Annotated in this window: 12 protein-coding genes; 2 read left to right on the forward strand and 10 right to left on the reverse strand. The window is 35.3% G+C overall.

The features are described from left to right. Positions 1 to 25: 25 nt before the first annotated feature. From acsn021_RS16585 to acsn021_RS16600, 4 genes are all read right to left on the reverse strand, one after another. Entirely contained in the window at positions 26 to 1,474 is a 1,449-nt protein-coding gene (locus acsn021_RS16585) for a putative DNA modification/repair radical SAM protein (protein ID WP_184093734.1), read from the reverse strand. 96 nt (positions 1,475 to 1,570) lie between these two features. After that, positions 1,571 to 2,731, reverse strand: a complete 1,161-nt coding sequence (locus acsn021_RS16590; protein ID WP_184093733.1) for an ABC transporter permease — start codon at positions 2,729 to 2,731, stop codon at positions 1,571 to 1,573. Next, on the reverse strand, positions 2,718 to 3,845 hold the full coding sequence (locus acsn021_RS16595) for an ABC transporter permease (protein WP_184093732.1): 1,128 nt from the start codon (positions 3,843 to 3,845) through the stop codon (positions 2,718 to 2,720). Before acsn021_RS16595 ends, acsn021_RS16590 begins: the two co-directional genes overlap by 14 nt. 20 nt (positions 3,846 to 3,865) lie before the next feature. After that, entirely contained in the window at positions 3,866 to 4,810 is a 945-nt protein-coding gene (locus acsn021_RS16600; RefSeq protein ID WP_330601794.1) for an ABC transporter ATP-binding protein, read from the reverse strand. Between the two features lie 244 nt (positions 4,811 to 5,054). Between acsn021_RS16600 and acsn021_RS16605 the strand changes: the two genes are divergently transcribed. Both acsn021_RS16605 and acsn021_RS16610 read left to right on the forward strand, forming a co-directional pair. Next, complete coding sequence (locus acsn021_RS16605; RefSeq protein WP_184093731.1) at positions 5,055 to 6,155, forward strand: sensor histidine kinase; 1,101 nt, start codon at positions 5,055 to 5,057, stop codon at positions 6,153 to 6,155. A gap of 21 nt (positions 6,156 to 6,176) precedes the next feature. Continuing rightward, positions 6,177 to 6,800 (forward strand): response regulator, encoded by a 624-nt coding sequence (locus acsn021_RS16610; protein ID WP_184093730.1) that lies wholly within the window; start codon positions 6,177 to 6,179, stop codon positions 6,798 to 6,800. A gap of 197 nt (positions 6,801 to 6,997) precedes the next feature. On the opposite strand, the gene acsn021_RS16615 is transcribed toward acsn021_RS16610, so the two are convergent. From acsn021_RS16615 to acsn021_RS16640, 6 genes are all read right to left on the reverse strand, one after another. Continuing rightward, positions 6,998 to 7,297: a hypothetical protein gene (locus acsn021_RS16615; protein WP_184093729.1), complete on the reverse strand. Its 300-nt coding sequence runs from the start codon at positions 7,295 to 7,297 to the stop codon at positions 6,998 to 7,000. A gap of 18 nt (positions 7,298 to 7,315) precedes the next feature. After that, positions 7,316 to 8,860 (reverse strand): oligopeptide/dipeptide ABC transporter ATP-binding protein, encoded by a 1,545-nt coding sequence (locus tag acsn021_RS23080; RefSeq protein ID WP_184093728.1) that lies wholly within the window; start codon positions 8,858 to 8,860, stop codon positions 7,316 to 7,318. Continuing rightward, the gene (locus tag acsn021_RS16625) at positions 8,850 to 9,845 is read right to left on the reverse strand and encodes an ABC transporter ATP-binding protein (protein WP_184093727.1); all 996 of its coding nucleotides are present in this window, start codon (positions 9,843 to 9,845) and stop codon (positions 8,850 to 8,852) included. The genes acsn021_RS23080 and acsn021_RS16625 overlap by 11 nt, the downstream gene beginning before the upstream one ends. Positions 9,846 to 9,857: 12 nt before the next feature. After that, a complete protein-coding gene (locus acsn021_RS16630) occupies positions 9,858 to 11,687 on the reverse strand; it encodes an ABC transporter permease subunit (RefSeq protein ID WP_184093726.1) in 1,830 nt (609 codons plus the stop codon). A 16-nt stretch (positions 11,688 to 11,703) separates the two neighbouring features. Next, on the reverse strand, positions 11,704 to 12,690 hold the full coding sequence (locus tag acsn021_RS16635; RefSeq protein WP_184093725.1) for an ABC transporter permease: 987 nt from the start codon (positions 12,688 to 12,690) through the stop codon (positions 11,704 to 11,706). A gap of 239 nt (positions 12,691 to 12,929) precedes the next feature. Further along, the gene (locus acsn021_RS16640; RefSeq protein ID WP_184093724.1) at positions 12,930 to 14,861 is read right to left on the reverse strand and encodes an ABC transporter substrate-binding protein; all 1,932 of its coding nucleotides are present in this window, start codon (positions 14,859 to 14,861) and stop codon (positions 12,930 to 12,932) included. Positions 14,862 to 15,228 lie beyond the last annotated feature (367 nt).

Raw genomic sequence — 15,228 nt, forward strand, 5'->3', positions numbered from 1 at the left:
CACTATCTCCTTTTGCATATATATATTAACCAATGCCACTTTTAAACTCCTGTAAATTAGGAGCTGAAAAGTTCACGTCATCAAACAGGGATAATTGTTGAAACGAAATACCGCCATCAATTCCATAGGGCAGCCTTTCCTTTACAGAAATCAATTGATTTGTAATATAATTTTCATCTATCTTTGTTTGATACATCATCTTCCCATTACAGGTTATAAAATATAAAGCACGTTTTAATACGACACCTATTTTCTTCAAATCTTCAAAATTTAATGCCGATACTCTTCTTGCCTTCACGATACGCTGGGCAGATTTTACTCCAACTCCCGGAATTCTAAGTAAAGTATAATAATCTGCTTTGTTAATTTCTATTGGAAACTGTTCCAAATGTCCAATTGCCCAATTACATTTGGGATCAATCAATACATTAAAGTTCGGTCTTTGTTCTGACAATAATTCAGAAGCTTCAAATCCATAGAACCTTAACAGCCAGTCTGCCTGATACAAACGGTGCTCTCTTAGAAGCGGAGGTGAAGTCAGTGAAGGTAAGTTACTATCCTGGTTAACACTAATATAAGCAGAATAAAACACTCGCTTTAAATCAAACTTTTGATATAATGCTTCAGCTACGGACATAATCTGGTAATCATTTTCCGGAGTGGCTCCAATAATCATTTGGGTACTTTGTCCTGCCGGAACAAAACCTCTGTTAATAGCAGGTCTTTTCACCAATCCTAAGACTGACGATTTCTCCGGTACCATCGCCTTATTATCCTCTAATTCATCTTGCATAAGGTACTTGGATTTTAGTTTTTTATCACTGATACGCCCAAATATAGGGCTTTCCATTGACTCAATCCGCCCTAGTTGTATCTGTTTCATTGGTTTCAAAATATTTTTCCGGCTTTTATGAGGTGCTAGTTGCTTTAAACTTTCCGTAGTAGGTAACTCCAGATTGACGCTCATACGGTCTGCATACCAGCCTGCCATTTCAATTATGGAAGAATCCGCTCCCGGTACAGCTTTACAATGAATGTATCCGTTGAAATGATAATCTTCTCTCAACATTTTTAATGTTTTACAAATCAGTTCCATGGTATGATTAGGGTTGATTAAAACGCCTGAGCTTAAAAATAATCCTTCAATATAGTTTCTACGATAAAATTCTATGGTGAGATCACATACTTCTTCGGGTGTAAAAGAAGCTCTTACAATATCATTAGACGCTCTATTAAAGCAATATTTGCAGTCAAATATACATTCATTGGTAAATAATATTTTTAACAAAGATATACATCTTCCATCAGCTGAAAAGGTGTGGCAGATTCCACTGGCAACAGAGGTACCAAGGCTGCCTGCTATTCCTTTACGGTCTACACCGCTGGAAGTACAGGCAACATCATATTTTGCAGCATCGGATAGTATCTCTAGTTTTTTCTGTACTGACATATTTTCCTGAATAATAACACTCATTTGTTTTCATCACCTTTTTACTTTTTGCAAACATTTGTTTGTATTAGTATAACATTTTATCGAAAGCTTTGCAAGTATTTTCAGAACGAATGTTTGTTAATTTGATTGTCTCCATTGCTTCCCTGCTACCAGGGCAACTGAAAAAACTGCCACTGCAAAACCAAATTGTATGCCAATAAATTTAAAAATATCTATCATGTCCATAAATGCATAAGATTGTAGTACAGCAATTGAATCATTGGCTCTTACAAACCAGTATAGAGGAGAAAACTGTGCAAGCTTTAAGACCCCTTTATCTAACATTGTTTGGGGTATAAAGGCTCCACTGATAAAACTTAACCCCAGTGGCAGTATAAATGACAGCATATTATTAACTTCTTTCCTCTTAACCAATATAGCAGATAAAAAGCCGATACTTAATGCACCCAACGAAAATATAAAGAAATTGAACCAGAACATTAGAACTGACAAATCTATATATTTGTCAGGAGCAAGCAGTATTCCAAGCAGTATAATAAATATATCCCATGCTATTACAAAAATTATATTACCTGCAATTAATTGTAAATCCATGCTTTTAAAATTCATAGGCGTCACAAGATTCCTTCGTCTGATGTGTACATTATAAAAAGTCAGCATAACCATTCCAACACCTAAAAAACTAGAAGCTAAAAGTATATAAGAAGCGAAATTAAAATATTTATTATGAAAACTGTAATTCCTGCCTATATGATTATAGTTTATGGATACAGTCGCCTCAGTATTCATGTCCTGATTCACATAATTAACCACATTCTGCTCTGAAAGTATCGGATTTGCATATAGGTATACTTTTGCAGTTGTTATATAACGATTTATTGCTTGGTCAATTGCAGTCTCATAAAGACCTCCTGAAATGGTTTTTTTCTCAACATTGACATCCTTACCTTTCATTATATCCTCACCAAAACCATACGGTATTGTCAGCATATATTCTGCTTTTCGAAAAATCAAGACATCAATTAATTCATTTTCCTCTCCTTCCAGTTCAATAAAATTGCAATAGTTACTCAGATAAGCTAAAAAATTCTGTACAAAGACACTATCAGAATCATAATTTACTAAGGCTGTATTAACCTTTGTTTCCTCAAAATTCAAAGGATCCTTTGCCTGTCCTAGGGATATTACTGTTATAAGGATGACAAAAACAATGGCATAGAGTGCTAACGATAAGGATGAATTTTTTAATATTTTAAAATAGATTTTAAATACTTGCATAATCCTTCCTCCGTATTTCTAAATAAGTAATTACTATGAAAATTCCTGTCAGCACCCCCAATATAGACAGATTCAGCTGATACCTGTCGTAGCCGTCATAAAAATATAAGGAATAAAAGGCATCGGTTATTAAATTTGAGGGATTTATAAATCCTAACAGCGGTATATTATTAGTAATAAAGTATTTCATATCCACTATTAACATGCCGGATAAAAAGCTCCCTCCTAATACTACAATATACAAAATGGCACTTCTTACTTTTATATTTGCTTTCACAATTACACAGACCATAGCACCCAAGGTAACCCCGCAGATAGAACCTAAAAGACATACACACATCAATCTTAAAATCTCTCCTCCAAGCGCAATCATTAAGACCTTATTTAGAAAAAGTAATAAAAGTAATATGCTTAAAAAATGTATTGTAAAAGAAGCTGTCAGGTTGCATAATAACAGCTTTAACTTATGCACTGGTGCTGCCTGCAGCCTAGCTGCTACCGGAGATTGATTTGCCTCAATATTCCTCATTTCGAGAAATCCATACTTACTTCCAAACATACATGCAAGTGCAATTAAAGTATAAAAATAAATTAGAGTTGTATTCGGATTATCACCGCTGCCATCTATTATATAGTTTCTGTTATCAGCCATTATCTCAGATACATCTTCTTGTAAGCTCTGATTTAAACTGCCTGCCCTTTTTGCTGTCTGCTTACTTTGCAGATAGGTATCCAAAAAAGCCTTTATTATGGTCTGATAATACCCATTGCTGTTAACAACTAATGCCGTCTCTTCATCCGTATAAACAATCCCCTCCACTTGCCTTTCCTGTAAAAGAGTTTCTGCCTCCATCTGATTAACTTTTATCAGCCAAAATAAAGGAGTATCTTCACTGGCACGGGCTCTCTCCATAACCTGTAATAAATCATCCGAGAATGTATAATCCCCCACCACCGCAACCGGTATTGTCTCAATTGCTTTATCTTTTGACAGATTATAAAATCCCATATAAAAAAACAGAGATAGAAGGATTGGAAAGGCAAAAGACCAAAAAAGCATATCGTAATTTCGAATCAAACATTTCAGTCTGGATTTATATAGTCTGTAATACATCTTACCACCTTTGAGAATGCTTAATCTCTCAATTCCTTTCCTGTTATTTCAAGAAAAACATCGTTAAGCGTGGGAAGTTCCGTGTAAATTTTCCCAAAGTTTATATCGTTGTTCTGCAAATAATCCAAGATATGAATCAGGTTATTTTTTCCTTTATTGGACTTTATATATAAGATACTATCCTTGTAATCTGCCTGTGCCACATTGGGTATGTGTGATATTTGCCTTATCTGCTCTTCTTTTAAATTGTAAGCTTCCACTGTTATTTTTTCACCGAGGGATATCATATTTTTAAGCTCATCCTTTGTGCCGGAAGCTATAATCTTTCCTTTATCTATAATTGATATCCTACTGCAAAGCTGTTCGACTTCTTCCATGTAATGACTTGTATATATAATAGTGGCTCCCTCTTTATTCAAATTTTTAATCCCCTCCAAAATCTTATTCCTGCTTTGAGGGTCAACTGCCACAGTAGGTTCGTCTAATATTACAAGTTTAGGTTTATGAGCTATACCGCAGGCAATATTTAATCTTCGAAGTAAGCCTCCACTTAATTTTTTCGGATAAAACTTTGTAAAATCCCCCAAGGATACAAAATCAATGGCCTCCTCAGTTAGTCTTCTTACCTGATTTTTATCATTTATATACAGACTGCAAAAATAAGATATGTTTTCATATACAGTCAATTCTTCAAATACTGCAATATTTTGCATGATTATTCCAATTTGTTTTTTAATTTCATAGGCATCCGGAGACATCTTTTTACCAAATATTTCAATGTTCCCCTTATCATAACTTAATAACGATAAGATGCAATTTATTGCTGTTGTTTTTCCAGAACCGTTTGGACCAAGCAAACCATATATTTCGCCCTTTTCAACCGTGAGGTTAAAATGATCCAGGGCAACCAGTCTATCATAACGTTTTACCAAGTTTTTTACCTCTACTATCATATGATTAACCATACCTTTCTCAATGCCTGTAAACTTAGGGCTGCGTCTATACCCATGTGTAATAACTATAGTATATTTTATATTTTACTCCCAGTGAACCGTGTCACTTTAATTATTGACAAATGTAACAGTATCACAAAGCTTCCTTCCGTGCAACCATTGATTTCTAATACAGCTTTTGGTATGATAATACTAATCTGTTACATTAGTGGCAATATTTGCAGATAGATAGTTCTATAGCATAGTGGGAGGGCCTATGGCAGAAATTCAAGATAAGCTTCTATTATTTTTTAGCTGTTTTATTCTATATCTCTTAGAAGTACACTGGGAATATTCTATTATTCCAGTGCTCTTGGCTGTTATCACTTCCAGTCTGAGCACTTATATGGAGGATCGGCGTTTGAAGTTGGGATTCTTTCTTATCTATATTGCCTGCTGTCAGCTAATTCCTTATTGCTTCGTATTTTTGCCTTTAATGATTTATGATATTGCCTATTACGACTACCAATTTTTAAGTCTGCTAATTTTATTTCCGTTTTTTTTAAATTTTAATTATTTCTCACCAGCAATTATTGCTATTACCATTTTGTTTTTTATACTTAGCTGGATTATTAAATACCGCTCTTTAACCTATCAAAGAATTAGGCTAGAATATAATGAGTTACAGGATACCTCCAAAGAGCTGGCACTATTGCAAGAGCAAAAAAATCAAAGTATTTTAGAAAACCAGGATTATGAAATAAATGTTGCCACACTAAATGAGCGTAATCGTATCTCAAAGGATATTCATGATAACATTGGGCATTTACTGTCCCGATCCTTATTACAGTTAGGTGCATTGCTAACAATTACAAGAGAAGAAACTACAAGAGAAGGCTTAACTGCCTTAAAAGATTCTATCTCAAGTGGTATGGACAGTATACGTTCTAGTATCCATAACATGCATGATGAGTCGATTGATTTATACACTGTAATAGATACTCTTGTGAAAGATTTTACTTTTTGTAAAATTAATTTTGAATATGATTTAAAATCCTCACCGGACATAAAGTTGAAATATACATTTATTGCCATTGTAAAAGAAGGCCTTGCAAATATTATTAAGCATTCAAACGCCACGAAAGTTCTCATAAGCCTAAGAGAACATCCTGCTATGTATCAGCTGATTCTGTCTGACAATGGAATGATTGAAGACCCAAAACAACTACGCTTAAAAAGACTTTTTGAAAATCAAGTTTACCAGGAAGGAATGGGTATACAAAATATTACTGATCGTGTGAAAAGCTTTCAAGGAAATATTAATTTTAGCTTTGATGAAGGGTTTCGTATATTTATTTCTATACCAAAAAATAAATAATACGTCCAAGGGAGGAGATTTATGAAAGTATTGCTTGTGGATGATGATAAATTAGTTTGTCAATCTTTAAAAATTATACTGGCTGCAGATTCTGACATTGAAGTTATCGGAATGGGGCATAACGGTCAGGAGGGTATCAGTTTATATGAAAGCTTAAACCCGGATGTACTGCTTATGGATATCCGTATGGATGTAATGTCAGGTCTGGATGCCGGCGAAATCCTATTAAAAAAGTATCCAGAAGCCAAAATATTATATCTAACTACTTTTTTAGATGATGACTATATCATTAAAGCGTTAAATATCGGAGCCAAAGGTTATATGATGAAACAAGACTTTGACAGTATCATTCCCGCTCTTCGCGCCGTTCACAAAGGGCAAAATGTGTATGGTAATGAAATTATAACTAAGCTTCCGAACCTTTTACACCAGTCCAGTCCTATCACCGATTATTCGTCCTATGGTCTAACTGAAAAGGAATATGAAATCATCTGTAAGATAGCCGATGGATTGTCTAATAAGGAGATTTCAGAAATTCTATTTCTGAGTGAAGGAACGATTCGAAATTACATCAGTTTAATACTTGAAAAGTTATCTCTTCGAGATAGAACGCAAATAGCTATCTTTTACTATAAAAATCGTTAGTTTTTTCGGTTATTTCTCCTGATATAAAAATACGCAAAAAGCTCCAAGATTTTCATTTCTATAAGACTTGAAAATCTTGGAGCTCTATTACTTATTACATATATTTATTAACCATTCATTATGAACTGTAAACGAGTTCTACCAGTACATTGAGCTTTTAAAAAAGACGACTCTAAATATATATTATTCTATTCCCTCTAAAAGAACAGCCAGGCAACTAAAACAAACAAACCTAGTATTAAAGCAATAGCAGGGACAAAAATCAAAAATGCAGCAATCATTAAGGCAGGTAAATCATTCTTTTCAATATCCAGATAATCCTCTTTCGATGACTTTTCAAAAGACTTTTTCTTTTTTCTTTTAAAAACTTCTGGTTGATCCGGCTGATCAAATATTGATTGCTCTATCTCATAATCCTGTTCACCTTTATCATTTTTATCTTTATTTTGTTGTGTCAGCCAATCCATGGCTCTGTCTACTTTTTTCTGAAATAGCATAATACTCTCTCCAGTCTACTACATCAATTTATGATGACAAGCTACAAAATGTCCAGGTCTGGCTTCTTCAAATTCTGGAACAACTTTTTTACAAATATCAGTTGCATATCTGCAACGAGTATGGAATTTGCAGCCTGATGGTGGTTTAATAGGGCTTGGTATATCACCTTCGAGAATAATGGTCTCTTTCTTTGTATCCACATCTGTTGTAGGAATAGCCGATAATAGAGCTTCCGTATATGGATGGGTAGGATGTGCAAAGATTTCTTCCGTTGTTGCAAGCTCTACAATATTACCTAAATACATAACACCTACTCTATCACTAATATATTTAATAACACTTAAGTCATGTGATATGAAAAGATAGGTAAGATTCTCCTCTTCCTTCAAATCCAATAATAGATTAATTATCTGTGACTGAATAGAAACATCCAGCGCTGATACAGCTTCATCGCATACTACGAATTTGGGCTTTAGAGCTAATGATCTCGCTATACCGATACGTTGTCTTTGGCCACCAGAGAACTGATGGGGATAACGATGGATAAAATATGGCGCAAGACCACATTTCTCCATAATATTCAAAACATATTCTTGAAGCTTTTCATCATTCTTGTCAAAATATTTATGTGCCAATAAGCCTTCTGATATAATCTGTCCAACGGTCATTCTTGGATTCAATGAAGAATATGGATCCTGGAATATTAACTGTAAATCTTTTCTCAAGAATCTCATTTCTTCAGCCGTAAGCCTTGCAAGATTAATTCCCTTGTCCCTATACACTTCATACTTATCAAAATCCGTATTACTCTTGTGTTTTTTCATTAGTTCATAAATACCGGAACGTATGGTAGTTAACTGGCTCTCTATTACCTTTAATTCACTTTCCAGTTTACTAATTCTATTCTTAGCGGATGCCGTTGTTGCTTCAATCTGATCTTTACTTTTTCCTTTTTCCTTTAATGTGGATTTTGTACCGTCCAGAGAAATCTGCTCTTCATTAATCTTTCTCTTTAATTTCTGATACTCAACACCTTGTTTATATTCTTTTAACAATATATCAGATATAGGAGTTAAATCATCTACCGTATAAAAGCCCCCGATTAACTGAACAATATCAAGAAATGCATCACGAGCACTCTTTTCTGCTGTATGCAACTGCTCTAGGGCCGCATATTTTTCATCTCCATCAGGTAAGGCTTCATACGCTTTACGTGCACTGTCCTCTTTATCCCTTAACCCTTGCAATGTCTGTTTTCTGGATACAAGGTTTTTTAAAATATCTTCCACATAGCCTGGTGCAATTTCATCAATATCACGACCGTAATACATGGTGCGACCATCTGTCTGGCTATATAACTGCAACAGTGTACGGCCAAGTGTAGATTTACCACAACCACTTTCACCAACTAAACCAAGCGTTTCACCCTCATATATGTCAAGTGTTACATCATCATTTGCTCTTACATATAATCTTTCCTTTTGACCAAAAGATTTCTTTATCGGAAAGTATTGCTTTAAGTTTTGTACTTTAATTAAGACTTTTTTCTTATTATTTTCCATTGCTTCTAACCCCTTTCTCAGGATAAAAACAACGAGTTTGATGATCCTGTTCGATGGAAACTAAAGCTGGTTCTTCTTCGCGGCATTTATCCGTAGCATACTTACATCTAGGAGCAAATTTACATCCCTTTGGCAAATCCAAAGGATGAGGCACAGCACCAGGAATTGCTTCCAAGCGTACACCAGAAGGTGTATCCAGTCTTGGAATCGAAAACATAAGTCCTTCTGTATATGGATGAGAATATTTTGAATCCTTACCAAATATAACTTTTGCAGGTGCCATTTCTACTACCTGTCCACAGTACATAACAGCAACATCATCAGCCATCTCGTTAATTACACCCAAATCATGGGTAATGAATAAAATAGAAGTCCCATTTTCATTCTTTAATTGATTCATTAATTTTAAAATCTGTGCCTGAATAGTAACATCCAGTGCAGTAGTAGGTTCATCAGCAATCAAAAGTTTGGGCTTGCAGGCAAGTGCCATAGCTATCATGACACGCTGTCTCATACCACCAGAAAGCTGATGAGGATATTGCTTTGCCACCGCTTCCGGATTGGGGATATTAACTTGAGCTAACATCTCAACAACCTTTTTTGCAGCTTCTTTTTTATTTAAACCCTGATGAATTCTAAATGGTTCGGCTACCTGACGTTCAATTGTAAACACAGGGTTTAAGGATGTCATCGGTTCCTGGAAGATAACTGAGATATCATTTCCTCTGATTTTACTCATTTCTTTCACCGAAACATCTGCAAGGTTCTTACCATCAAAAATAACTTCCCCGCTATCGATTCTTCCGTTTCCATCTAATAGTTTTAATATACTCATTGCAGAAACACTTTTACCGCTGCCACTTTCACCAACAACACCAAGGGTTTTTCCTGCATTAACAAAATAAGATACACCGTTAACAGCTTTTACGGTACCTTTTTTTGTATCAAAGAATGTATGCAAATCACGTAATTCTAATAATGCCATTTTCATTTCCCCCTAACGTTCCTGAGATTTCGGATCGATTGCATCACGCAGACCGTCACCGGTTAAGTTAATACAGATTACACAAATACCTAAAATTATTGAGGTAAATACCCATCTCCACCAGAAATTTTGAATAACAATACTGTTGTTACTTCCATACAGCATATTACCCCAGGTTGGCTGAGGAGCCGGTACACCGAAGCCTAAATACGATAAGGTAGCCTCTATAAGCATACAGGTTGCAAAATCTAAGGTTGCAGATACAATGATAACAGATATTACATTCGGTAATATATGTTTAAATACAATCGTCATCGATTTAATGCCAACTGCTTTTGCGGCAGTAACAAATTCCATTTCACGTGCTGCTAAAACCTGAGCACGTACTAATCTGGAAAGACTCGGCCATTGGAGAACACCAAGTACTACCATCATAAGATAGATTCGCTGGGTGGAGGTTAGGGAATTGCCTAATAACGCTGACAATATCATGGCAAATGGCAAGAATGGAAGTGCTGATACTATCTCAACAACCCTCTGCAGTACCATATCCACTTTTCCTCCAAAGAAACCGGATAAGCTACCTATTATAACACCTATAAAGGTGGATATAACTACCGAAATCGCTCCGATAGTCATAGACATACGACCACCGTTTACAATTCTATTTAAGATATCTCTTCCTAATTCATCAGAACCAAGAATATAACCTTTTAACCCCCAAGGTAATACACTTCCATCTTCTGTAATAGCATAATTCTGATAGAATCCGGTATAAACAGCTTTTATATCTGCATCTGTAACTTTATCCGGTACTGTTGCCTGATTATAATTATCATATCCCCAAGCATACACATTTCCATTCTCAGTTAAGGCAGCATAGTGGTATCTGCCTCCCTGTAATGAGGTAATCTTCTCATCAAAAGCTGGGAATCTGCCTTCACCACGTTCAGATACATTACCCCAGACATAAACCTGTCCCTGATCATCCACTGCTGCCATTGTGGAAGCTGTTGTAGCAATATCTATAATTTTACTCTTAAATTCTGGAACTTTGTTATAACTATTTTTTTGTGATCCAAGATAAACTGCCTGACCATCCTTTGTTAGTCCCATAACAGCATCCGAGGTTATCGCAACTTTTGTTAACTGCCCCTGATAAGGATGGGCTGTTAAGTAATCATTATTGCTGGAGTTACCAAAGAAATAACTTTTACCATCTGCTGTTAGTACAACAGAACACTGATATCCTGCAACAATATCCACAATATTAGTCAAGCCTGCAACATCACTTGGTATGGCACACTGTCTCTGTCTGTCACTGCCCCAGGCAAATAACTTTCCTTCTTCATTTAAAGCCAAGATATGATCATATCCGGCAGAAACCCTTACTATTTTGCCCATTTGCTTTGGCACATATTTCAGATTGATGGTTTTGCTTATTTTGGTTTTTCCCCACATATATAACTGCCCGTCATCCGTAACAGCAATACTGAAAGTCGGTCCCACAGAAATTTGTTCTGCTTTACCGTTTAATGATTTAGGCACTTTCAGAAAACTCTGACCAGGTGCAACGTTTTGCTGGCTGGTTTCTGTATAAGATAAGTCCAATTTGAATATGAACGGCCCTACTATAACTCCGATAAAAATAAGTATAAAAACGATTAATCCTGTCATTGAAATCTTGTTACTCTTAAAATTCTTAACAATGTTTCTGATAGGACCTTGCATCTGTTCCTCTTCTAACATTGAAAGTTTCTGCTTTCCAGTACCAAACATATTAATAAATAGAAGGTGAAGGAAGCTTTTTTTCTTTTTCTTATTATTAGTTTCATTATTCATTGATTTCTTCCTCCTTCTATCGATTCACTCTGACACGAGGGTCAACTAAACCATAACTTAAGTCGATTACCAGATTACCAACTAAAGCTACTATCATATAAAACATCTGTACCGCTAATGCTATGTTGTAATCCTGATTACGAAGTGCATCCATGTAGAAGGAACCCATACCATTTAAACTAAACATTTCTTCCACTACTAAGGAACCGGCGAAAATATTAATAAACCAACCAATAATTAATGTAATAACTGGAAGAAGGGCATTTCTCCATGCATGAGAGTAGATAACTACTTTTTCCCTAAGTCCTTTCGCCCTTGCCGTACGGATATAATCCATTCTTAAAGATTCAATCATAGCGGCACGAACATATCTGGTCATACCACCCAAGGAGCTAAGGGTCATTACAAACAAAGGCAATGCCAAATGATACATTCTGTCTACAAAAAATGCCAACCCGGTTCCTTTAAAATTGGGTGTGTTCATACCACTAACAGGAAACCAGCCTAAAGTAACAGCGAACAAAAATATACTAATCAATGCAATAATAAATGGTGGCAGACTATACCCCACAATCGTACCAACCTGCACAGAATTGTCAAATAAAGAATTTCTCTTAACAGCACAAATAATGCCTAAAGGTATGGTAATACCCAAAGCCAGCATCATAGCAAATATGTTAATAAATATTGTATTTTTCATAGGCTCTTTAACTAAATCTATAACAGGTTTTTTATAACGGATAGAATTACCTAAATCGCCTTGTAAAACTCCGCCAATCCATTTTCCATATTTCACAATTGTAGGATCATCCAACCCCATCTGTGCTCTTAAACTTTCGTATCTACGTTGATATTCTTCTAAAGTTAACGTATTTTTGATGGGTTCTAATTCTGCCCTTGCAGGATCCCCGGGTATCAAATTATAAAGAAAGAACATAACAAGTGACATGATAAAAAATACAAATACCATGAACATTATTCTTTTAGAAATATATTTTATCATTTCTATACCTACCTTTATCTAAAATTATCTCTATGCATTTTTACTTTCGTTATCTTAATATTATTTCACATACATGAAAAATAGGCTTCTTCACCAAGTTTAGAAAATACTTTTTAAAGCCCTTATGTGTAGTCTAACCTCACCGTATTCACTAAGCACAGTGAAGAATACTATTATTCATAAAGAAATAGGGTATACGAAATACCCTATTTCTTATGCTATATATTTACAACGCTATCCTATTCCTGTACGTAAGAATAAATAAGTGCTTCTGTTAAATCCCAAATACTGTTAGGATTATAGTTTTGAAGTTTTGCGTTGTAGAAGTCATGATAGACATTAGAGTAAAGTGGTAGGTCTGGTAATAATTCATTCCATTTTTCAACGAAAGATACAAAGTTTTTTCTATATCCATCTCTGTCTGAAGGATCAACTAATACCATTTTCTTAGCTGTCTGATATAAATCTTCATCTACAATGTAGTTGTTATTATATCCAGCTTCAATCTGTTTCGGATCTGTTGTATAATATTGTGCCTGATCGTAAACAGGAGTAAAGCCTGTAGCTAAGTTGTACATACTGTAAGTAGGTACTCCATATTTAGCATCGATGGAACCATCACGATATAAGTAGTTTAATAATTCAGTAAAGGTCATTACTGTCTGGTTAATCTGGATACCTGCTGCTGCAAGATCGGGATTTTCCTGTAGTTTAACAACTAAAAGTTCAGATACAGCATTTGCTTCTGAGGAAGCCCATTCAATGATAAGAGGCATTAAAGTACCATCTTCTAATTTCTTGTAACGAACACCGGAAGTATAATCTTTTCCGTCTTTGTCATATACCCAGCCGCCATCTTCTAATAACTTGATAGCATCTTCTAAGCTATATGCATAAGAGTTTAAGTTTGTTGCTAATTCAGGAGATTCCTGAACCATCCACATTGCTGTTCCATAAGGTCCGTTAACAACAGAACCAAAACCGCCTGTGAAAGCTTTCGCAAAATCATTACGGTCTAATAAGTGAGCAATAGCCTGACGAACTTCAACAAACTGTGTAGGTCCGAAGTCACAAACAAATGCTAATTTACCATATCCGTTACGATCATAAGAAGTATAAGAAAATCCACCAGCATCTACTAAATCAAGACCGGCATTGATTTCGTCACCGCTTGCCATAGCATTTAATATATCTACAGAACCAGTTCTTAATTCATCTAAAGCTGTTTCAGTAGTAACTTTTTTATAGATAATTGTCTGAATCTTTGCAGTCTGTCCTTCGTAATTTCCTTTGAATAAAGGATTTACATCTAAAACAGCTGTTTTAGAAGATTCATCATAGCTTGTTAAATTATAAGGTCCTGCTGTAATACGAGGAACTGCAGTTCTGGCATCATTGATTTTGCTTTCATAAGCTTCTTTCGTAAAGTTATCAGAAATATAAGCACCTTTACCATCATCTACCACTGTTACAGTATCATCTGTCCAGAAAGAAAGCTTAGTTGGATACGTACTAGCTAAATCTAATTCATAAAAGTAAGGAAGATTTTCCTTTGCAATTGTAACTGCAAAGTTCTTTTCGTCAAGCAAGCGAACACCGATAAATTCTTTTGATTCTCCGGCTGCAAATTCCTTGTAGCCAGTAAAGTACTGTCCAGCGTTATTTTTTCCGCCCATATCTCCTACTACTTTAGAAGACCATAATAAAATGGTTGCAACATAATCAGCTGCTGTAACAGCTGAACCATCATTCCATACCTGACCATCTTTTAAAGTCCATGTATAGGTCTTAGAACCATCTTCATTAGCATCAACTTTAGGTTCTTCAACAACAGCAGTATTAACAACAAATTCACCACCTGTTGTAAGACTGGAAGTCGCATTTGTCATCTGTCCACTGATTAACTGGAATACATCATAGTCAGCTGCACCGTTCTGAAAATAAGGAACGAAATCCCCGCCTAATTCAGTTGTGCTACCGATAATAATCTGTCCTGTTGGTTCTGCAGGAGCTCCTGCTTCCGCTTCAGGTGTTGTTGTAGGATCAGTTCCTTCAACAGGCACTGTAGTAGGTTCTTCTGTAGATACACCTGTGTCATTTCCATTACTGCAACCAACGATAGAAATCATCATCACAGCTACTAGTAAAACTGAAAGTAACTTTTTTAACATAAATGTCCTCCTTAAAAATATAGTATTGTTTCGTCGTTTTTAGGAGCATTTTAGATTCTATTCAAACTATGTATTCTATCGCTTCAACTCGGTAAAGAGATAAAGAATTAAAGTATGATATTAAAAAGGCTCTTCTACATCCATTTGGTTGAATGCTTTAGAAAAGCCCCGTTGCAAATCTTTTTTATGCATCTTTATCAAACAACAATCTCAGACAATTCGTATTGCCTTCAACAAAGTGTATTATATAATACAATCCTACACTTGTCAAGCAAAGCTTGTTAATAACTGATATACTAATTTTGATAATTGTATTTTTATGTTGATAGCTCGCTAAAATGCATAAAAAATACATTTCTGTGAAAAC

This window comes from Anaerocolumna cellulosilytica (assembly GCF_014218335.1).
GTDB lineage: Bacteria > Bacillota > Clostridia > Lachnospirales > Lachnospiraceae > Anaerocolumna > Anaerocolumna cellulosilytica.